A 19,463-nucleotide genomic window follows, 5' to 3' on the forward strand; every position below is an offset into this window, starting at 1 on the left:
TCCTCTCGTCTCAGACAGGCAGTCGCAGCGCACCGGGCGCGGAAGCGGGCACAGCGGGCCGCTCCGGGGCGACCGGACGGATCCGCTGGTAGGCGGCACCGAGATCAGGGCGCGGATCCGGCTCACCCTTGTTGGGCCAGAACGCCATCGCCCGCTCGGCCTGCGCGGTGATGGTGAGCGACGGGTTGACGCCGAGGTTGGCGGTGATCGCGCTGCCATCGGCGATGTGCAGGCCGGGATGGCCGTACACGCGCTGGTAGGGGTCGATCACGCCGGTATCGCGGGAATCGCCGATCGTGCAGCCACCGATGTAGTGCGCGGTCGCGGGGATATTGAAGATATCGGTGGCGATGTTGCCGGTGATGCCGTCGGATTCGGCCGCGTATCGACGGGCGATATCGTGCGCCAGGGGAATCCACTCCGGATTCGGCTCCCCACTGCCCTGTCTGGTCACCAACCGCTTGCCCTTCAGGTAGGAGGTCAGCGAGTTGTCCAGCGACTGCATGACCAGCAGGATCACCGACCGCTCCGAGGCGCCGTGGGCGTTCTGCGACCGCAGGAACTGCACCGGATGCAAGATCATCGTCAGCAACAGCCGCAGGAACCGGAACGCCCCACCGTCGACCATCGGCACGGTCTGCAAGAACAGCGCGTTCTGCCCCTTCCCGTAGGTGCACACCTCCACGTGCGTCTGCGGTTCCGGGTGGATGGACGACGTGATCGCCACGCCCTGGGCGAAGTCACGGCGCGACTTACTGGTGACCCCGATGATCGCCTCGGAGTTGCTGCGGGTCAGCTCACCGACCCGCGCGGACAACTCGGGCAGGGTGCCGTCGCCACGCAACTTGTGCAGCAGCTTCTGGGTGCCCAGCGCCGCCGCCGCGAACACCACCTGCTGGGCGGTGAAGGTGCGTCGTTCCTTGCGCAGCCAGCCATTCGACGCGACCGTCTCGACGCGGTAACCACCCTGCCCGTCGGGCGCCACCGACGTCACCGTCGTCAACGGATGCACCTGCGCGCCATTGCTCTCGGCCAGGTGCAGGTAATTGAGCGTGGTGGTGTTCTTGGCATTGTGCTTACAGCCGGTGAAGCACTCCGAGCAGTGGATACAGCCCGCCCGGCGTGGACCCGCTCCACCGAAGTACGGGTCATCGACCTCGACACCTTCGCAACCCTCGTTGAAGAAGACACCGACATGGGTGCGATGGAAGGTATCGGCCACCTTCAGATCGCGCGCGACCTGCAACAGCACATCGTCTTTCGGCCCGACGCGCGGATTCTCGACCACGCCGAGCATCCGCGCGGCCTGGTCGTAGTACGGCGCGAGCTCGGATTTCCAGTCGGTGATGTGCGCCCACGCACGATCGGCATAGAACTCCGGCAACGGTTCGTAGAGCGTATTGCCATAGATCAGCGAACCGCCACCCACACCCGAACCACTGAAGACCAGGCACTTGCCGAGCGCGCTGATCCGCTGCGGCCCGGTCAGGCCGAGGCGCGGCGCCCAGATCGCCTTGGGGATGTTCCAGTTGGTCTTCGGGTAGTCCTCGACGTTCCAGCGCCTGCCGGATTCGAGAACACCTACCCGGTAACCCTTTTCGGTCAGGCGCAGCGCGGTCACGCTGCCACCGAAACCGGAACCGACGACGATCACGTCGTAGTCGTAGTCACTCATCGCGACACCACCTCGTAGTCGGCGGGGTCGAACCGCGCCTGCTTCTTGTATTGGATTCCGAGCAGTGGCCAGTTGGTCGTGATCCGGCCGTCGGCCTGGCGATACCACGACGAGCACCGGCTCCACACGCTCCCGGTGAGCTGGGCCTGGATCCGCGCGTCGTAGGCCTGCTCCACGTCCGGACGGACCGTCAGCGCGCGACCCGACGCCGCGAGATGGGCGACATAGTCGCCGAGGTACGTCGCCTGCGCCTCGAGGAAGTAGATGATCGAGCCGCCACCGGTGTTGGTGTTGGGGCCGTACATGATGAACAGGTTCGGAAACCGTGGCACGGTCATGCCGTAGTAGGCGTGCGCGCCGCTGTCCCACTCCTGCGTCAGTTCCCTGCCCTGCGCGCCGGTGATGGTCATCGGGGCAAGGAACTCGGTGCTGGTGAAACCGGTCCCCCAGATGATGACGTCGACCTCGTGGTCACGCCCGTCCGCGGTGCGCACACCCGAGGAGGTGATCTCGGCGATCCGCTCGGTGGTCACCTCCACATTCGTCTCGGTCAGCGCCGGAAGATAATTGTCGGAGAACAGGATTCGCTTGCAACCGACCGGGTAGTCCGGCCACACCTTCTCGAAAAGGCCCGGTGTGGCCTTGGTCTGTCTGCGCATGTGCCACTTCGAGACGGCCTTGATCGCCGCGGCGAGCGGTTTGGCGTACACCCACGCGACGCTGAGCCCTTCGACCACGCCGTACCAGGTGCCGCGTTCGGCGAGCTCGGTCACCGGCAGCTTCTCGAACACCCGCTGATGGCGCGCCGAGAACTCGCGGTCGGGGCGCGGGATGATGTAGGGCGCGGTCCGCTGGAACAGCGTCAGCTTCCCGACCTGCTGTTGGATCTCGGGAACGAACTGGATCGCGCTCGCCCCGGTGCCGATGACCGCGACGCGCTTGCCCGTCAGGTCGATGTCGTGATCCCACTGCGCGGAGTGGAAACTGCTGCCGCCGAAGCTGTCTCGTCCTTGGATCGCGGGCACAGAAGGTCGGGAGAGCTGGCCTACCGCCGACACCAGCACATCGACCACCACGGTGTCCCCCCCGCTGAGCCGAACCGTCCACTTCCCGGTTTCGTCGTCGAACGCGGCGCCGAGAACCTCGGTACCGAAGCGGATGTGGCGGCGGGCATCGTACTTCTCGGCGACATTCCTGATGTAGTCGAGAATCACCGGCTGCCGCGAGAATCGGTGCGGCCAGCGCGGATTCGGCTCGAACGAGTAGGAGTAGAACGGGGACGGCACATCGCAGGCGGCACCGGGATAGGTGTTCTCCCGCCAGACGCCGCCGACATCGTCGGCCTTCTCGAACACGACGATGTCGTCGAAGCCGCGCTTCTTCAGTTCGATGACGGCCGCCAGGCCGCCGAACCCGCTGCCGATGACTGCAATGGACGGTGTCATGGGGTCCCTTCGAGAACGATGCGAGCGCAGGTATCGGGGTCGTCGCTGAACGGGAGGTGCCCGCAGCCGGGGAGGTCGAGATGACGCGCGAACGGCAGCACCCGGCGGGCGCGGGCGCTCTGGGTGCGGTGCACGAGCACGATGTCGCGGGTGCCCCACGCGATCGTCACCGGAATCTCACCCAACGATCCGCGGTCGTCGCCGGGATCGAGGACGTAATTGCCGAAGTCGTCGCGCGCGGCCGTGAAGGAGGTGGCCCCGGCCAGCCCCGCCAGGTCGGTACGGGCGGCATCGGGGTCGACACGGACAGGGTGACCGAACATGGCCGAGAGCAGGACCATGCGGCCTGCGCGATACTCGACCAGCCGGTCCAATGCCGGCCCGGCGACACGGGCGGCGCCACGCATACTGGTGAGCAGGCACTGGGTCCACCGCCGTCCGACGGGCCCGTAGAAGCCGACCGGCGCGAACGCGGTGACCCCGGACGCCACCCCGGCGCGGCCCAGTTCGATGGCGATACCGCCGCCCATGGAACTGCCTGCCACGTGCGGGCGTCGAATCCCGTTGTCCGCCAACCATTGTGTGAGCCAGGTGGCGTAACCACGCGGACCGGGCCGCACCTCGTCGAGCGCGGGCGAGTCACCGAAGCCGGGGAGGTCGATCGCGATCACCTCGTGCTGTTCGGCCAGCAGATCGATGATCGGCGCGAAAACCTCCCGGCGACTGCCGAGACCGTGCACGAGCACGATCGGCGAACCACTGCCCCGGCGCAGGTGAGAGATCTGCGTCATCGCAGCCCTTCATCCAGATAAACAGTTACTACGTACGGTTTCTTGATTGCATCAGCTCGATACACCGTCGTCAAGAGGTGACGGCCGACACCTTTTCACCAATCTACCGAATCTTGTCGGCAGCACGTACGATTTCTCAGGTGACCGTGCAACAACCACGCCGCACCCAGGCCGAACGTCGGGCATCCACGCGCGCCAGAATCCTGGCCTGCACCGCCGAATGCCTGCTCGAACGCGGCTACTCGGCGACCACCGTCAGCGCGGTCCAGGAACGCGCCGGGCTCGCCCGCGGCACCGTGCAGCACCACTTCCCCACCAGAGCCGAACTGCTCATCGCCGCCACCACCCAGGTGGTCGACACCCGCCTGGAGAAGTTCCGGCGCGAAGCCGAACTCCTCCCACCCGGCCGCGACCGCCTGCAATCCGTCGTCGACCTGGCCTGGCGCGACCTGAACAGTCCCGCCTTCTTCACCGCACTCGACCTGTGGGTCGCCGCGCGCACCGACGCCGAACTCCGCGACCAGCTCGTCACCGAGGAACGTCGCGTGTTCACCGAAATGCGCCGGCTCTACCTGCAAGTACTCGGCGAACCGTATGCCTCGGATCCGCGCGCCGAGGTCCTGGTCGAGTTCACCATCGACCTGCTCACCGGACTCTCGATGACCGCCATGCTCACCGGCACACTCGGCGAACGCGAAGCGGTGCTGCGCCGATGGAAGCGGGCGCTCGCCGTGCTCAGCGGACAGCTACCCAGCGATGAACTGCTCGACGGAAGTCCACTGCCGGTGGCGCCGAACTGAGCACGCTCGGCTACGACCCGCGCCGAAGGGCTCGCCCCTGATCGCCGCGACGCACCTTGTCCTCCTGGCCGGTGGCGTCGTCCAGCGCGTCGCGGATGCCGTCGACCATCCGGTCCAGATAACCCTGCAGCACAGCGAGGTAGAGGTCGAGCTTGCTCGCGTAGTGCGTGTACAACACCGGCTTGCTCATTCCCGCCCGGATCGCGATGTCGTCCATGCTCGCACCGTGGTAGCCGTTGGCGACAAAGACCGCACGCGCGGCACTCAGCACCGCGAGTCGTCGCTGGGTACGAGCCGCCGCCTCGGCGCTCTCGACGGTCGGGATGTCGTTGGAGAGAAGTGTCATGATGCGTCCGCGGATTCGAGGGTGCTCACCATGTGAGCACCGGCTTGACGACAGCGCCCGCGCGCTGGTCGGCCAGCGCGGTGCCGACCTCGGCGTGCGGGTACCGGGCGATGAGGCGCTCGACCGGGAAACGACCGGCCGCGTACAGATCGAGCAGGTGGGGAATGAAGGTGCCGGGCACACTGTCGCCTTCGAGGCAGCCTCGAATCGCCTTGCCGTGCAGCACGAGATCGCCGATATCGATCGGCGGCGTACCACGGCCGAGACCGACGGCTACCACCGTGGCACCGACAGCGAGCGCGGCGACGGCATCGGCGAGGACGGTGGCGACGCCGGTCGTGTCGAGCGCGTGGGTCGCACCACCATCGGTGAGTTCGCGGATACGTGGCGCGGTGGGCCCGTCGGCGGGATCCAGCGCGGCGTCGGCACCCAGCGTCACAGCCAGTTCCCGCCGCGCAGCCGATGTCTCGACGACGACCACGCGGACGTCGGGAATCGTACGAGCAGCGAGCAGACCCGCCATCCCGACCGCGCCCGCACCGTACACAGCGACCCACGCCCCCGACTCCGGCCGCAACGCGTTGAGCATCGCACCCGCACCGGTCTGGAATCCACAGCCGAACGGCGCCGCCACCGCCAGGTCGATCGACGGGTCGATCACGATCGTGTTGTCCTCGGTGGTCAGCGCGTAACCGGCGAAACTCGACTGGCCGAAGAACCCGTCCAGAATCGGGGAACCGTCGACAAGGACGCGGGGCGTGTCGTGCGCGCGTCGTCCGAACTGGTTGAGCGCGGTCGCGCGGTCGCAGTAGGCAGGGCGCCCAGCCGAACAGTTACGGCAGGCACCGCAGTGCCGGAAGGTCAGCACGACATGATCGCCTGGCCGGACCGTCCGCACCTCGGACCCCACGGCCGCGACGACACCGGCGCCCTCGTGTCCGAGCAGGATCGGACGATCCGCGGCACCCGCGCGGCGGCTCACCAGATCGGTGTGGCACATCCCCGCGGCGACGATCCGCACCAGGATCTCCCCCGCGCGCGGCTCGTCGACCTCGATCGGCTCGATCGAGAACCCCGCCGCCGGATCACGCGACAACACCGCCGTTGTCAGCATCAGGAGACCCGTTCCAGCAGGAAATAGAAGTATTCGCCGTGGGAGAGAACCAGTTCGGGGCGCCCGTTCATGATGCCCATCAGCGTGGTGTCGTCGAGCCACTTGAAGTGATCGAACACCGCGCGGCCGTCGTAGACCATGGTCGCGGTGACCTCACCGCGGAACTCGATATTCCACAGGGTCGCTTCGCCCTGTCCCAGTTCGACATTCGAGAACAGAGTGCCGTCCTCGGCTCGGCAGATCAGCGGCTTCGCGTCATCGAGGGCGAGGAAATTCTTTCCGTACCACCGGCTGGCAGGCAGTGCGCGGCACAGCGGATGACCGGTCTGAAAAGCGTCGCCGCGCCATTCACCGAGGATCTCCTCGGCGCGGGCCGGGCGTAGCCGGGTCCACAGCTGGTCCAGATCGGCGGTCGTGACACCGTCGGCCTGCTCCCTGAGCTGCTGCCACCGTGGTTTGTCCGCGCTCATCAAGCCCTCGTCTCACAGAGTTCAGAACCGTCCGGTTCCACATTGGACCATAGTTCCGAACCAGATGGTTCGGCAAGAGGTACGATGCGGCGCATGCGGGCGGCAGGTCAGGCAACAAGAGAGCGAGTACTCACCGCGGCGAAAGCGGAGTTCGCCGAATTCGGCATCGCCGGTGCCCGGATCAACCGCATCGCGGCCGCCGCACACGCCAGCAAAGACCGGCTCTACGCCTACTTCCCCGGCAAGAACGAGCTCTACGCGGCCGTCACCGAACGCTGGACCAGTGAGACCAGTACCGAAGCCGCCATGTCCGCCGACGACCTTCCCGCCTATGTAGGCCGCCTGTTCGACCACTTCATCGCGCACCCCGACAACGCCCGTCTACAGGCCTGGTCCGAACTCGAACCGTCCGGCGATATTCCCCAGGTTCTGCGCCGCACCATCGACATGAAGATCACCGAACTCCGCCGCGGCCAGCACGAAGGACTCATCACCACCGATATCCCGGCCCCGATCTTGCTCCGCATGCTCACCGACCTTGCCCGCACATCGGCCACGCATGCACGGGCCGGATCCGCCGTCGCCGGCCGTGACCGCCTGGCTGAGCAGCGCGCGGCGACGGTGTCGGCCGTCGCGCGCATGGTGGCCCCCTGACCTCCTTGTGTCTTTTGGAATACTGCCTGATTACGGAGGTGGCGATGATGTAGTAGGTGAAACACATAGTTAGATGCATATATCGCAGTATCGCCATTTATTAAACCGACAGGAGGACCACAACCGAGGATCACCGCCACCTGCACACGTCAAACCCGTTGTGCCCCTTCGCTGATCCGCTCCCCCGCGACCGGTCAAACCGAGCAGCTCGGCCCCGCTCCCCCACCTCGTACAGTTGCCGGAATGAACATCGATGGCGGCGAGGCGCACCTGCATCGCACAGCGGAACTCGCCGACGAAATGTCAGATCTGTGCGGCGCACGTGATGTGCCGTTCGTCGCCACCACAAGACAATTGGCCGACGATCCGATCTGGACCCGTGAAGCCACCGCGGGCGACGGCGCACACCCCGGTAGTGGCGGCTACCAGCGCTTGGCCGACCTGATCCTTGACGGCGGGTGGCACTCCTGGATCGCACGGCCCCACCGGTGAGGGCTACTCCAGGAGGCCGAGATGGGTCAGGTCGCGAACATATTTGGCGATGAGATCTGCCGGCAGGTGCGGGATGTCGTTGTCAGGGCCGATCTGTGCGGCGCGGACGGCGGCGCGGAATCCGTCGGCGGGCAGGGCCGAGCCGGGCAGTGGACGGCCGGGCCTGCGGTAGGCGTCGAGTAACGGGAGCAGGGTGTGTTTGCGCTGGGGTTCGGGGAGGGCGCGCAGCGCGGTTTCGAAGCGGGCGAACCAATCGCCGTAGTCGTCGATGCGATCGATGTGGTGGCCCGCTTCGATCAGCCAGTCGACGAAGACGTCGAGCGAGATGCCGTCGTCGTGCGGGTTGAGAACATCGTAGGTGCGGTAGCCACTCGTCGCGGCGGCACCGAGTTCGGTGATCGCCGTGGCGACGAAGTCGGCAGGCAGTCCGTCGTAGTGGGCGCGCTGTCGTCGCCCGTGGGAATCGGTGCGGTAGAACGACTTCGGCGCGACCCCGGTGACAAGCACACTCAGCACGAGCCGGGTGAAGACGTCGGGCACATTGAGCTGGCCGCGGAAGTGACTGTGCGCCAGGATCATGTCCGAACGGAATACCGCGACGGGCAGGCCGAATCGCTCGGCCGCCTCGCGTAACAGAACTTCGCCAGCCCACTTGCTGTTGCCGTAGCCGTTGGCATAGGAACCGTCCAGTCGGCGGACCGGGCTCATGGTTCGCACGTCGCCGTCTTCGGTGAAGGACTCCCCCTGTGCCGCGACGGCCACCGTCGACAGATAGCTCACCGGCTTGCGCGTAGTGGTCAACGCCAGCCGGATGATCTCGGCCGTGCCCACCACATTCGGGCCGAACAGCTGCGCATACGGGAGCACATGGTTCACCAGGGCCGCAGAATGCACGATCAGATCGACCTCGGCGGCCAACCGGTCCCATGTCGGCTGTGGCAGACCGAGATTCGGTTCACCGATATCACCGGGCAGCACTTCTATGGCGTTCTTCGCGAGAGCCCGGAAGTGGGTGGCGAGCTCGCTGTCGCCGGTGTCGAAGGCCGCGTCGAGGCGCTCGCGGGCGGTGACCGCGTCGCCACCCCTGACCACACAGATCACCGTGCCGCCCCGCAAGGCGAGCCGTTCCAGCCAGGTCAGGAGTAGGAAACGTCCGAGATAGCCGTTCGCGCCGGTGATCAGTACCGTCCTCGCCTGCGCGGTGGCAGGCTCGCGCGCCACGGCTGTGACATCGACGAACTTCTCGAGTGTCAGATCCGCGGCGCGAATCTCGGTAGCGCCGACGCCGTGCACCGCATCGGAATCGGTTCTGCGCGTGCCGGGTTCGCGCTCACGTCGCACGTAGTCGGCGATCCGCGCCAAGTCGCTGTCCGGTCCGAGCAGTACATTCACCGGCACGTCCACCGCGAGCAGTTCCCGCAGCAAGGTCGAATACGACAGCGCCGCCAGCGAATCACCGCCGAGATCACCGAACCGTACGTCCGGACGCAGATCTGCCCGATCGCCACCGAGCACCGCGTGCGCGGCACGGGCGACGGTGTCGTACACCGGCAGACCCGGTGCATCGCGACGCAACCGCCGCAGTTCGTCTTCCTGACCCCGCGCGAGGTCGGCATAGAGCTTCTCGAGACGCTGCCCGTACCGTTGTTTCAGCTTGGGCCGCAACAGTTTCCCCACTCCGGACAACATCCCGTCGGCCGTCGAGAACGGTTCGGCCTCGATAAGGAAGTCACGCGGAATCTCGTACGGCTCGAGCTCGGCCGCGACCGCGGCGCGGTGCAGCGAAGAACTCACCCCGGCGCGCAACTCCTCGGCGGGCCCCGCGAGCGCAGCCTCGGTAGGCACCACAACCGCCAGCAGATAGGACCGTTCACTGCTGCCGTACACATAGATCTGGCGCACCAGATCCGCGCCCGCGAACACCGCTTCCAGCCGTGACACCGTCACGAACTCGCCCTGGGAGAGCTTGAGGACATTGTTGCGGCGGTCGACATAGGCCAACCGGTCGGGCGCCAGCTCGGCGACCACGTCCCCGGTGCGGCAGAAACCCTCGGCATCGAAGACCTCGGCCGTCACCTCTGGCCGACGGTAGTACCCGGCGATCATGGTGGTGGTCTTGAGCAGCAGCTCACCGCGCGGATACGGCTTATCGGTGCCGAAATAGCCGAGCTCGGGCACGTCGACGAGTTTGTAGTCCAGCACCGGCGGGCGCATCACCTTCGTATCGAAGATCACGCCGCCGCCGGTCTCGGTGGAGCCGTACCCGTCGTGTAGGCGCAGGTGCAGCACCGATTCGATGAAGGTACGCAACTCGGGTGCGATCGGCGCGCTGCCGCACAACGCCGACATCAGCCTGCCTCCGAGGAACTGTTCGCGCAGTTCGGCTTTCACCGCGTCGCCGCGCTCGCAGACCTCGTGGCGGAAGCGTTGCATGATCATGTCGCACACCCTCGGCACCAGGAAGATCTCGGTGGGCCGCACCAGTGTGATGTCGGTGAACAACGTGGACAGGTCCGGCGCTGCCGCGAAATACGCCGTGCCGCCACGGGCGAGCACGCTGTTGAGGGTGAGTCGGGCAGCGATGTGGCTCATCGGCAGGAAGTTGACATTGATCGCGGCCAGCGGCCGTGCGGGCTGCCAGCCCACCGCGACCAGGCGCTGGGTGTACATCGCGCCTTTGGGTGTACCGGTGCTGCCCGAGGTGTAGATCAGCAGAGCGAGGGGATCTTCGCCGTCGGCGGGCACGTTCAGTGGCGCCGCGTCGGCGAGGCGGCCCTGTTCGATGGTGTCGCCGAGCGTGTTGAGCACAAGGGCCGATCCCCCGGCCCGCAGACGGGCGCGGGCCGCGTCGAGGGCATTGCGGTGATCGTCGTCGTCGCGGTGATGGTCGAACACGATCAGCGAGCGTGGCGTGGCGCCGGCCAGGACCGCGTCGACGGCGATGTCCAGGTGCGCGGTATCGACCGCGAACACCGTCGGCCCGGTCTCGTCGAGAATCGACCGCAACTGCTCCAGACCCGCGCCCGCCTGTAGCGGCACCGCGACCCCGCCGAGGTGAATCGTGGCGAGATCGAGCACGGTGTAGTCGGCGCTGGTGAACCCGAGTACCGCGATGAAATCCCCCGCGACGACGCCGTCGCGATGCCAGGCCGCGGCGAGCGCGCGAGTGCGCTCCCACACCTGCCCGTAGGTCAGTACCTCGAACTCCGGCAACAGCTTTCGGATGGATCGTCCGCCGGTGCCGACCAGCTCGGTACGCCGGGTGCCGAGCGCCGGACGATCGGCGTAGGCGGTCATGACGGTCTCGACGATGCGTGCTGCCGGAAGTCCGGGGGTCGTCACGATGGCGTGGACGTCCTCGGCAGGCCGCGCCGCACGGACCTGCTCGTCTTCGGCATAGAGCGCCTTGATGCGGTCAGCCAGCCGGCCCGGGTCTAGCTCTACGGTCATGCTTCGCACTTCCGAATGCCTTGCCATGCTTCACGTTGCGCGGACTCCGGGTCCACCAGTACGCGCGGTGGATTGTCGATGATGCAGGTGGTCCGGCGTTCGGCGGTGTAAGGCGTCCACGGCGCGGGCGGTCGGCCGGTCCGGGCGAAGCTGAGCCAGTTGTCCTGGATGAAGTCCTGGACCGAGAGGAACGCCCGCCTGCCGCCGGCCGCTGTCATCGCGCGGCCGACCGGTCCGTCGACCCAGCCGAAGACAGGGACCAGGTCGAGTGCGTGGGTGGCACCGAAGCCCGCCAGGTGCAGTGCGCGCGGGGCGTAGTCGTATCGGTACGCGTAGGTGGGGGCGTATCGGCTGTGGCCTTCGAGGACGGCCAGCGTCGGGCGCAGGAACAGGTGGTCGCCACCGACACGTACGGCGGTCCGCGCGGCCGGGTAGCCGGGGTAGCGGCTGGTCACCCGTTGTTCGGTGCCTGGCTCATAGCGTTCGAAGATGGCCTCGAGCTGCTCGGGGGTGTGCGGCACCGATTTGGCGAAGCGCTGGAACAGAGTCGCCTCGTCGCGGTTGGTGCCGATGATCAACGGCACTGGATGCGCGCGGCCCGCCGCCATCGCGTCCAAGGGCGCCTCCGGCAGGAAGTCGCCGTCCGCAACAGGGGAATAGGCAAAGCTGCCGGGCTCCTCGCGCAGAGACCGGCCGAGTGCACGGTCGCCGGCCCGGCACAGCTCCTTCGCGGACACGGTGCTCAGGGCGGTCGCGGCGTCGGCAGCAGTGGCGCCGAGCCGGTCCAGGCAGCGGCGGGCGAAGCGGCGCGCCTCGTCCGGTGTCGAGGTCCAGTCAGCGGGGGCGCTCTGCGCGATCGCCCGATGGAACAGGCCGCGTGCGGTGGGGGTCGCGAGCAGGCTGACCACCGCGTGCGCACCGGCCGATTCACCGAAGATGGTGACGTTGTCCGGGTCACCGCCGAACGCGGCGATATTGCGACGCACCCATTCCAGCGCCGCGACCTGATCGCGAAGTCCGAGGTTCGAATCGAAAGGCCTGTCCGGCGTGGAGAATTCGCTGAAGTCGACGTATCCGAGCGCGCCGAGGCGGTAGTTCACCGACACCACGATCACGTCACCCCGCGCGGCCAACCGCGCGCCGGAGTACATGCTCGACGTGCCGATCAGGTATCCCCCACCGTGGAAGAACACCATCACCGGGCGCGGGGTCGCCGATGACGTCACCGGGGCAGTGACATTGAGCGTCAGGCAATCTTCCCCGGTGGGTTGCCAGGTTCGTGGCCCGACGCGGGCACCGTTCGGGTTCTGCACCGCGGCGAAACCGAACTCGGTCGCCGACCGCACCCCTGTCCACGGTCGAACGGGCTGGGGAGCACGCAACCGCAGCGCTGCGATGGGTGGGGCCGCGTAGGGCAGGGCACGCCAGCGGGCGATTCGACGACCCGCACGACCGCGCACGACTCCGTCGGCGCTCACGATCTCGGTGGACAACATCCCTCGAATGTACGTGGTACCGACGGTACCGCGCAGCTGGTTCGGTCGGCGAACTGTCTCGAAGTCGCATCCGTGTCGCGGACTAGACTGTGCCGATGACCGGCGAGGATCCGGAAACAGCCCCGCAGGCGGCGGAATCCACCCCCGATATCGCCGCAGTAGATCACTTGGTTTCCACCTGCCGTGCCTGCCCCCGGCTCGTCGCCTGGCGCGAAGAAGTCGCCGTCGTCAAACGCGCGGCGTTCCGCGACGAAGAGTATTGGGGTCGGCCGGTACCCGGTTTCGGGCCCGCCGATGCGCGAATTCTCGTGGTCGGCCTCGCCCCCGCCGCCCACGGCGGTAACCGGACCGGCCGCATGTTCACCGGCGACCCGAGCGGCAACGTGTTGTTCGGCGCATTGCACGCGGTCGGTCTGGCTACCGGCGCGCATCCGGTCAGCCGTGACGACGGCATCGAACTGGTGAATACCCGGCTCACCGCACCCGTGCACTGCGCCCCGCCCGAGAACAAGCCGACACCCGAGGAGCGTCGCCGCTGCGCGCCCTACCTCAGCCGCGAATTGGAACTGCTCAGCCCGACGCTTCGGGTGATCGTGGTCCTCGGCGCCTTCGGCTGGCAGGCGCTGTTCGCCGTCCTGCAGGCAGGCGGGTGGAATGTGCCACGCCCACGTCCTCGTTTCACCCACGGCGCGCACGTCGTTCTCACCCATCCCGACGGCCGATCGGTCACCGTGCTCGGTAGTTATCACGTGAGTCAGCGCAATACCGCCACCGGCCGGGTGAGCCCCGCGATGATCGAAGACATACTGCTGCGCGCGAAGACGATCGCCGAGTCCTGACCGGAATTCGCGCCTCCGTCACCTAAAATCCAGACGAATTCTTTCGGCACAGTTCACTGCGATGGCAGGAGATCCGAAGATGAGTTCGCTGGCAATGAGCACACTGGATGTCTCGAGATGACAATTCGGTATCACCACGGTCTACCACTTCATCTTCGTGCCGCTCACCATCGGCCTGGCACCGCTCGTCGCGATCATGCAGACGGCGTGGGTGATCACCGGAAAAGAACACTGGTACCGGCTCACCAAGTTCTTCGGAAAACTGTTCCTGATCAACTTCGCCATCGGTGTCGCCACCGGCATCGTGCAAGAGTTCCAGTTCGGGATGAACTGGAGTGAGTATTCCCGATTTGTCGGCGATATCTTCGGTGCCCCACTGGCTTTGGAAGCGTTGATCGCCTTCTTCATGGAGTCGACCTTCATCGGTCTGTGGATTTTCGGCTGGACCCGATTGCCCGAACTCGTTCACCTCGCGACGATCTGGATCGTCGCCATCGGTGTCAACCTGTCCGCCTATTTCATTATCGCGGCCAACTCGTTCATGCAGCACCCGGTCGGTGCGAGGTTCAACCCCGAGACCAATCGTGCCGAACTGGACAGCATCTGGACGCTGCTCACCAACAACACCACCGTGGCGGCGTTCCCCCACGTGGTCGCCGGCGCTTTCCTGACCGCGGGCACCTTCGTGGCCGGCATCGCGGGCTGGTTCATGGTGCGCAACGCGCGCAGCGGCGACGCGGCGAAACTCGACGAGGCCACGGTGATGTGGCGGCCGGTGGCCCGGCTCGGCCTCTGGGTCGTCGCCGCGTCGATCGTCGTGGTCGCGATCACCGGCGATATCCAGGGCAAGCTGATGTTCGAGCAGCAACCGATGAAGATGGCATCGGCGGAATCGCTGTGCCGCACCGCGACCGACCCGGAATTCTCGATTCTGACTGTCGGCACGCACAACAACTGCGACAGTGTCGAACACGTCCTCGAGGTTCCCTATGTGCTGCCGTTCCTGGCCGAAGGCCAGTTCAGCGGGGTGACGCTGCAGGGCGTGGAGGATCTGCAGCGGTCCTATGTCGAAGACTACGGGCCGGGCAACTACCGGCCCAACCTCTTCGTCACCTACTGGAGCTTTCGCGCCATGATCGGCCTGCTGGCCGGATCGGTGCTGTTGCTGCTGGCCGGTTTCTGGCTGACCCGCGGCGGTCGCGTGCCCGACAATCGCTGGTTCTCGTGGCTGAGCCTGATCGCCATCCCGACCCCGTTCCTGGCCAACAGCGCGGGCTGGGTCTTCACCGAAATGGGTCGCCAGCCCTGGGTGGTGGTTCCGAACCCCGTCGGCGACAAGACCATTCGGATGACGGTGGCCCAGGGCGTCTCGGCGCACGCGACCGCCACCGTCGTGTTCTCCCTGGTGGTCTTCACCTTGCTCTACGGTGCGCTGGCCGTGGTCTGGTTCTACCTGATGCACCGCTACACCGTGGTCGGGCCCGAGCCGGGGCCGTCGGCATCCGACGATCAGTCCGGTCCCGATGACGACGGTGGCGGCGGCAGGCACCGCGCCGAGCCTGTCGAGCCGCTGTCCTTCGCGTACTAGGAGACGACGATGAGTGTGCAGCAATTCTGGTTCGTGCTGGTCGGCGTGCTGTTCACCGGCTACTTCATCCTCGAGGGCTTCGACTTCGGTGTCGGCATGCTGATGCCGATCCTCGGCAGGGGTTCCGATGTGCGCAGGCGCGTCGTGCTCAACACCATCGGCCCGGTCTGGGACGGCAACGAGGTCTGGCTGATCACCGCCGGTGGCGCGATGTTCGCGGCGTTCCCCGAGTGGTACGCGAGCCTGTTCTCCGGCTTCTACCTGGCGCTGCTGCTGTTGCTGGTGGCGTTGATCCTGCGGATCTGCGCCATCGAATGGCGATCCAAGATCAACTCGCCGAAGTGGCGGGCCTGGTGTGACGCCGGTATCGGCATCGGCTCCTGGATTCCGGCACTGGCGTGGGGCTGGGTGTTCGCCAATCTCGTGCGTGGCGTGCCGTTGAACGAGAAGCGGCAGATCGTCGGCTCGGTATGGGATCTGCTCAGCCCCTACGCACTGCTCGGCGCGGCGACCACGGCCATCCTGTTCGCGCTACACGGCGCGATCTTCCTGGCGCTCAAGACCGGTGGTGAGGTCCGCGACGATGCCCGCGAGTGCGTCCGGATCCTGTTCGTTCCCACGGTGGTGATCGTCGGCGGTTTCGGTCTGTGGACCCAGCTCGCCTACGGCTCCGGCTGGACCTGGGTCGCCCTCGGCGCCGCGGTACTCGGCCTTGTCGTCGCCGGTGGCACCACCGCGGCGGGCCGCGACGGCTGGGCCTTCGTCGGCACCACGCTCACGATCGCCTCGGCCACCATCCTGCTGGTCGGCTCCCTGTACCCGAACGTGATGCCCTCCACCATCAGCCCCGAGTTCGACCTGAACATCGACAACGCCTCCTCCAGCCGCTACACCCTCCAGGTGATGAGCTGGGCAGCAGTACTCGCCACCCCGGTGGTCCTGATCTACCAGGGCTGGACCTACTGGGTCTTCCGCAAACGGCTCACCGTCGACCAGATCCCCGCACCGACCGGCCTGCCACTCACGAAATAGGCTGTCCGGCAACAGCATCCGCAGCGGTGGGGTAGACCATGCCGAAATGGCAAGGCTCGCCTTTGGCGGTCGCGGGGGTAGACCACGCCGGCGTCCCTGCGGCTGACGTTGCCCGCGGGGACGCCGTTGGGGTCGTTCTAGGGGATGCCGGATGTCTGGTCGTGACCTGTGCCCCGGGTGCGGTCGGGCCGAGTCGCGAGGTAGATCGTCGCGCTGGATTGCCCGCGGGTGAGCGGGTTGTCGAACACGATCGGCTGTGCCTCGACATCGACGAAGACGGATTCGAGAATCGCGCGGAATTCGTCATCCGGCGCGTCGTCGGACCACATGGCGAAGGTGCCGCCATCGATCAGGTGGTTCGCGACCGCGCGCATGCCCTCGCAGGTGTAGAACGCGGCATTCGGGCCGTGCAGGACGTGACGTGGCGAGTGGTCGATATCGAGCAGTAGCGCGTTGTACGTATGGCCGGGGCGTGCCGGATCGAATCCCACCGGCGCCGCCGCCGCGGCGAAGAAGTCCGCGCAGACGAGCTCGACCCTGCGGTCGGCAGCCAACCCGGCGGTGTCGGGCAGCAGATCCCGTCGATGCCAGTCGATGACCGCGTCGGAGTACTCGACCACGGTGAGCTCACGAATGCGCGGGTCCGTCAACGCTTCTCGCGCGGTGTAACCCAACCCGAGCCCGCCGACGAGCACATCCAGCCGGTCGCCCGGTGTCCGTGCCAGCCCCAGCCGCGACAGCTCACGTTCGGCGACGGTGAACAAGCTCGACATCAGGTACTCGTCGCCGAGCTTCACCTCGTAGACATCGGCACGCACCGTCGGATCGAACCGCCGGCGCAAACTGATCTCCCCGATCGGGGTCTGCCGCCAGCCGAGTTCTTCGAAACGTGCGCTCATCGCCGTCACGGTAGTCCTGCGACAACCAGAATCCGGCCGGCAACGGGCCCGGCGGCGCCCTCAGACTTGTGGTGGGCGTGGTCTTTACGGCATGTTTACGGGTAGGCGAGCCGGGGAGCCTGGTCGGTAGCCCGGCTCGAGCTCGGCCGAGCGGGGTGCGATCAGTGACGGAAACCCACTCGTTCGGCCAGGAGTACCGCATGACTCACACCATCACCCACCTCAGCATCGGCCTCGGCTGGGACCCCGCCCACGCCGACGGTACCCGCGCCCGCCCCAAGGACATCGATCTCAACGCCGCGGCGCTGTCGTTCGCCGGTGAGAACTTCGTCGACGCCGCCTACCACGATCAACTGACCTCGCGCGACGGCGCGCTGCGCCACCTCGGCGACAGCGTCACCGGCGATGGCGACGGCGACAACGAAGTCATCGTGGCGGACCTGACCCTTCTCGATCCCGCGGTCACCACGATCGTGTTCCTCGTGACCTGCTACACCGGCCAACGATTCGACCAGATCGCCAACGGCTTCTGCCGGGTCGTCGACAATGTCACCGGCATCGAATTGGTCCGCATCGACCTCGGCAGTATCGGCGCACACACCGGTATCGTCGTCGGCACACTGCACCGCCCCTTCCAGGATTGGGCCTTGACGGTGATCGGCCGACCGATCAACGCCCAGCACGTCGTCGACGCGGTCCCTCAACTGACGGGCTACCTCCACTGAGGTCCGACAATCTGTCTGTCGTTACTCCGACAAGCGGTCGCGTGCTCGTAGTCGCGTCTCGAGTGCGTCGAGTACGTGCGTCACGTCCGCATCGAACTCCTCGGCCAGCATTTCGAGTAGTGCCGCGCCGATCAGCAAGAGCGTGGTGAAGACAACGGGGGCGATGGGCTCGGTTGCCTCGAGCAGGGGTCGGGTCCGGGGCGCACCGCCGCGATGCCAGGCCTCGAGCAGGGCCAGTGCGCCCTGGAGGTAGACCGGTGGTTCCGGTCGGGCGCTCAGCGCGGGGATCGCGCGGTCGGCCGCGCGGCGCAGAATATCCGGCATCGCCGCGGCGCCCGGGGCCATGGCTTCCACCGCGCAACAGGCCAAACGCAGGGCACCGTCGAGGTGTCGCGGGGTGTAGTTGGCCGATTCCGGGATCTGATCCCAGGGCAGGCGCAGCACGTGCAGCAGGTCGGCGGTGATCGCGCTCGCCGTCGGTGCCTGCACCGCCGCCGGGGCCGAACCCGACGTGTGATCGACACCGAGCATGATCTCCAGCCCGATCGCCGATGCCATGAGATCGCTTCGGCTGCTGGTGGTTTCGCGTCGAAGACGGCGATCCTCGACCAGTAGCCAGCCGACCGTCTGCGCGTCGGCGGTTCGCAGCAGTGTCGCGTCGGCCTGCCAGCCGTTCGCGGTATCGCACCGCGACAGCGCGCAGACGAGATCGGCCATGACGTGATTGCCGGTGACCAGCGTCGGCTGGTGGCGTGGACGGCGCGACACCACCGGCAGCTCGCCCAGCCGGGCCGACGAGGAGACGAACGACATCGCGGCGAGCGCCGCCGCCGCCGTCCGCGCGGCGGACACGGCGTCGGCGGCGTTGGTGCGCAGCAGCGCGCGATGGATCGAGTCCGCCAGCGGCGCGACGCCGAACTCCGCGTAATGCAGCAACAGCCAGGCCAGCGGCATCTCGCCGAGGACCGGCGCGAGCCGTTCGTTCAGCTCGTACAGCAGCGCGGCCGACTGCTCCGGCCGGCGCGATCGCGGCGCTTCGCCGGTGAGGTCACGCCATTCCAGCAACGCCAGATAATTCGGCAGCAACAAGCTATCCACCAGCTCACTCACCTGAGCGATGACGAATTCGAAATCCAGCTCCGTCATGGTGCCCGGCCCGACCGAATTCAGCACGGGGTTACCGTCGAACGGGTCGAAGCCCGATTCACCCAGCGCGAGATCGAACAACAATTCCGCGTGCCCGAGCCTGCCGACGACCCGGCCGACAAAGGGCACCACCCCGCCGTCTTCCACGGCGGTCGCCGCACCGAGCAGGCAATTCACCATGGCGCCTTCAGCTTTCGCGTGCGCACAGAATCTCCGCAGCCGCTGATGCACGGTATCTTCGGCATCGAAACCCGTCCGCACGATCTCTTCGGCAATCGTCACTATTGCCGCGTCGACGACGTATTCGGGTCTACCCCCGGCCGCCTCGGAGGCCGACGCCGGGCCCGCGAAATAAAGCCGATCACTGAATGCGTCGCCCATTCGTCGCCTCACCACAACCTCCACTCGGATGCGTAGTCTGCCGTACCCCTTGACAGCCTTCCAGCAAATTGTTCGCAAGTCGCGGCTCACACCTCACAAGGCGATAACGGCATGAGCTCC

General features: G+C 66.8%; 17 protein-coding genes. 7 read left to right on the forward strand and 10 right to left on the reverse strand.

The genetic code is table 11. The features are described 5' to 3' along the window. Positions 1-10 precede the first annotated feature (10 nt). From ACTWPB_RS21970 to ACTWPB_RS21980, 3 genes are read right to left on the reverse strand one after another with little or no spacing between them, the layout of a single operon-like run. On the reverse strand, positions 11-1,675 hold the full coding sequence (locus tag ACTWPB_RS21970) for a GMC oxidoreductase (RefSeq protein ID WP_446222456.1): 1,665 nt from the start codon (positions 1,673-1,675) through the stop codon (positions 11-13). Further along, positions 1,672-3,120, reverse strand: a complete 1,449-nt coding sequence (locus ACTWPB_RS21975; protein WP_446222457.1) for a flavin-containing monooxygenase — start codon at positions 3,118-3,120, stop codon at positions 1,672-1,674. The genes ACTWPB_RS21970 and ACTWPB_RS21975 overlap by 4 nt, the downstream gene beginning before the upstream one ends. Then, positions 3,117-3,911, reverse strand: coding sequence for an alpha/beta fold hydrolase (locus tag ACTWPB_RS21980; protein ID WP_446222458.1), 795 nt, complete (start codon positions 3,909-3,911; stop codon positions 3,117-3,119). Before ACTWPB_RS21980 ends, ACTWPB_RS21975 begins: the two co-directional genes overlap by 4 nt. 140 nt (positions 3,912-4,051) lie before the next feature. Here ACTWPB_RS21980 and ACTWPB_RS21985 point away from each other — a divergent pair, with 140 nt between their 5' ends. Further along, positions 4,052-4,711: a TetR/AcrR family transcriptional regulator gene (locus ACTWPB_RS21985; protein WP_446222459.1), complete on the forward strand. Its 660-nt coding sequence runs from the start codon at positions 4,052-4,054 to the stop codon at positions 4,709-4,711. A 10-nt stretch (positions 4,712-4,721) separates the two neighbouring features. On the opposite strand, the gene ACTWPB_RS21990 is transcribed toward ACTWPB_RS21985, so the two are convergent. From ACTWPB_RS21990 to ACTWPB_RS22000, 3 genes are read right to left on the reverse strand one after another with little or no spacing between them, the layout of a single operon-like run. Further along, entirely contained in the window at positions 4,722-5,057 is a 336-nt protein-coding gene (locus ACTWPB_RS21990) for a TetR/AcrR family transcriptional regulator (RefSeq protein WP_446222460.1), read from the reverse strand. 25 nt (positions 5,058-5,082) lie between these two features. Beyond that, positions 5,083-6,171: an NAD(P)-dependent alcohol dehydrogenase gene (locus ACTWPB_RS21995; RefSeq protein ID WP_446222461.1), complete on the reverse strand. Its 1,089-nt coding sequence runs from the start codon at positions 6,169-6,171 to the stop codon at positions 5,083-5,085. Continuing rightward, a complete protein-coding gene (locus ACTWPB_RS22000) occupies positions 6,171-6,641 on the reverse strand; it encodes a DUF4334 domain-containing protein (protein WP_446222462.1) in 471 nt (156 codons plus the stop codon). The genes ACTWPB_RS21995 and ACTWPB_RS22000 overlap by 1 nt, the downstream gene beginning before the upstream one ends. A 93-nt stretch (positions 6,642-6,734) precedes the next feature. On the opposite strand from ACTWPB_RS22000, the gene ACTWPB_RS22005 reads away from it, so the two are divergent. Then, a complete protein-coding gene (locus tag ACTWPB_RS22005; RefSeq protein ID WP_446222463.1) occupies positions 6,735-7,295 on the forward strand; it encodes a TetR family transcriptional regulator in 561 nt (186 codons plus the stop codon). A 243-nt stretch (positions 7,296-7,538) separates the two neighbouring features. After that, positions 7,539-7,787 carry a hypothetical protein gene (locus tag ACTWPB_RS22010; protein ID WP_446222464.1) on the forward strand — a complete coding sequence of 83 codons (249 nt, stop codon included), beginning with the start codon at positions 7,539-7,541 and terminating at the stop codon, positions 7,785-7,787. Positions 7,788-7,790: 3 nt separating this feature from the next. Here the strand turns inward: ACTWPB_RS22010 and car are convergent, their stop codons facing one another. Together car and ACTWPB_RS22020 are read right to left on the reverse strand one after the other, a co-directional pair. Further along, a complete protein-coding gene (gene car / locus ACTWPB_RS22015) occupies positions 7,791-11,237 on the reverse strand; it encodes a carboxylic acid reductase (protein ID WP_446222465.1) in 3,447 nt (1,148 codons plus the stop codon). Continuing rightward, positions 11,234-12,733, reverse strand: a complete 1,500-nt coding sequence (locus ACTWPB_RS22020) for a carboxylesterase/lipase family protein (protein ID WP_446222466.1) — start codon at positions 12,731-12,733, stop codon at positions 11,234-11,236. The genes car and ACTWPB_RS22020 overlap by 4 nt, the downstream gene beginning before the upstream one ends. 95 nt (positions 12,734-12,828) lie before the next feature. On the opposite strand from ACTWPB_RS22020, the gene ACTWPB_RS22025 reads away from it, so the two are divergent. The 3 genes from ACTWPB_RS22025 (at position 12,829) to cydB (ending at position 16,192) form a co-directional block, all read left to right on the forward strand. Further along, positions 12,829-13,572, forward strand: coding sequence for a uracil-DNA glycosylase (locus tag ACTWPB_RS22025; protein WP_446222467.1), 744 nt, complete (start codon positions 12,829-12,831; stop codon positions 13,570-13,572). 130 nt (positions 13,573-13,702) lie between these two features. After that, positions 13,703-15,160, forward strand: coding sequence for a cytochrome ubiquinol oxidase subunit I (locus tag ACTWPB_RS22030; protein WP_446226440.1), 1,458 nt, complete (start codon positions 13,703-13,705; stop codon positions 15,158-15,160). Positions 15,161-15,169: 9 nt separating this feature from the next. Beyond that, positions 15,170-16,192, forward strand: a complete 1,023-nt coding sequence (gene cydB / locus ACTWPB_RS22035; RefSeq protein ID WP_446222468.1) for a cytochrome d ubiquinol oxidase subunit II — start codon at positions 15,170-15,172, stop codon at positions 16,190-16,192. 137 nt (positions 16,193-16,329) lie between these two features. Here cydB and ACTWPB_RS22040 read toward each other — a convergent pair whose 3' ends face one another. After that, positions 16,330-17,091 carry a spermidine synthase gene (locus ACTWPB_RS22040; protein ID WP_446222469.1) on the reverse strand — a complete coding sequence of 254 codons (762 nt, stop codon included), beginning with the start codon at positions 17,089-17,091 and terminating at the stop codon, positions 16,330-16,332. A gap of 200 nt (positions 17,092-17,291) precedes the next feature. Between ACTWPB_RS22040 and ACTWPB_RS22045 the strand changes: the two genes are divergently transcribed. Further along, the gene (locus ACTWPB_RS22045) at positions 17,292-17,816 is read left to right on the forward strand and encodes a TerD family protein (protein ID WP_446222470.1); all 525 of its coding nucleotides are present in this window, start codon (positions 17,292-17,294) and stop codon (positions 17,814-17,816) included. 21 nt (positions 17,817-17,837) lie between these two features. Here the strand turns inward: ACTWPB_RS22045 and ACTWPB_RS22050 are convergent, their stop codons facing one another. Continuing rightward, positions 17,838-19,433 (reverse strand): hypothetical protein, encoded by a 1,596-nt coding sequence (locus ACTWPB_RS22050; RefSeq protein WP_446222471.1) that lies wholly within the window; start codon positions 19,431-19,433, stop codon positions 17,838-17,840. Positions 19,434-19,463: the final 30 nt, after the last annotated feature.

Source organism: Nocardia sp. IBHARD005 (genome assembly GCF_052814245.1).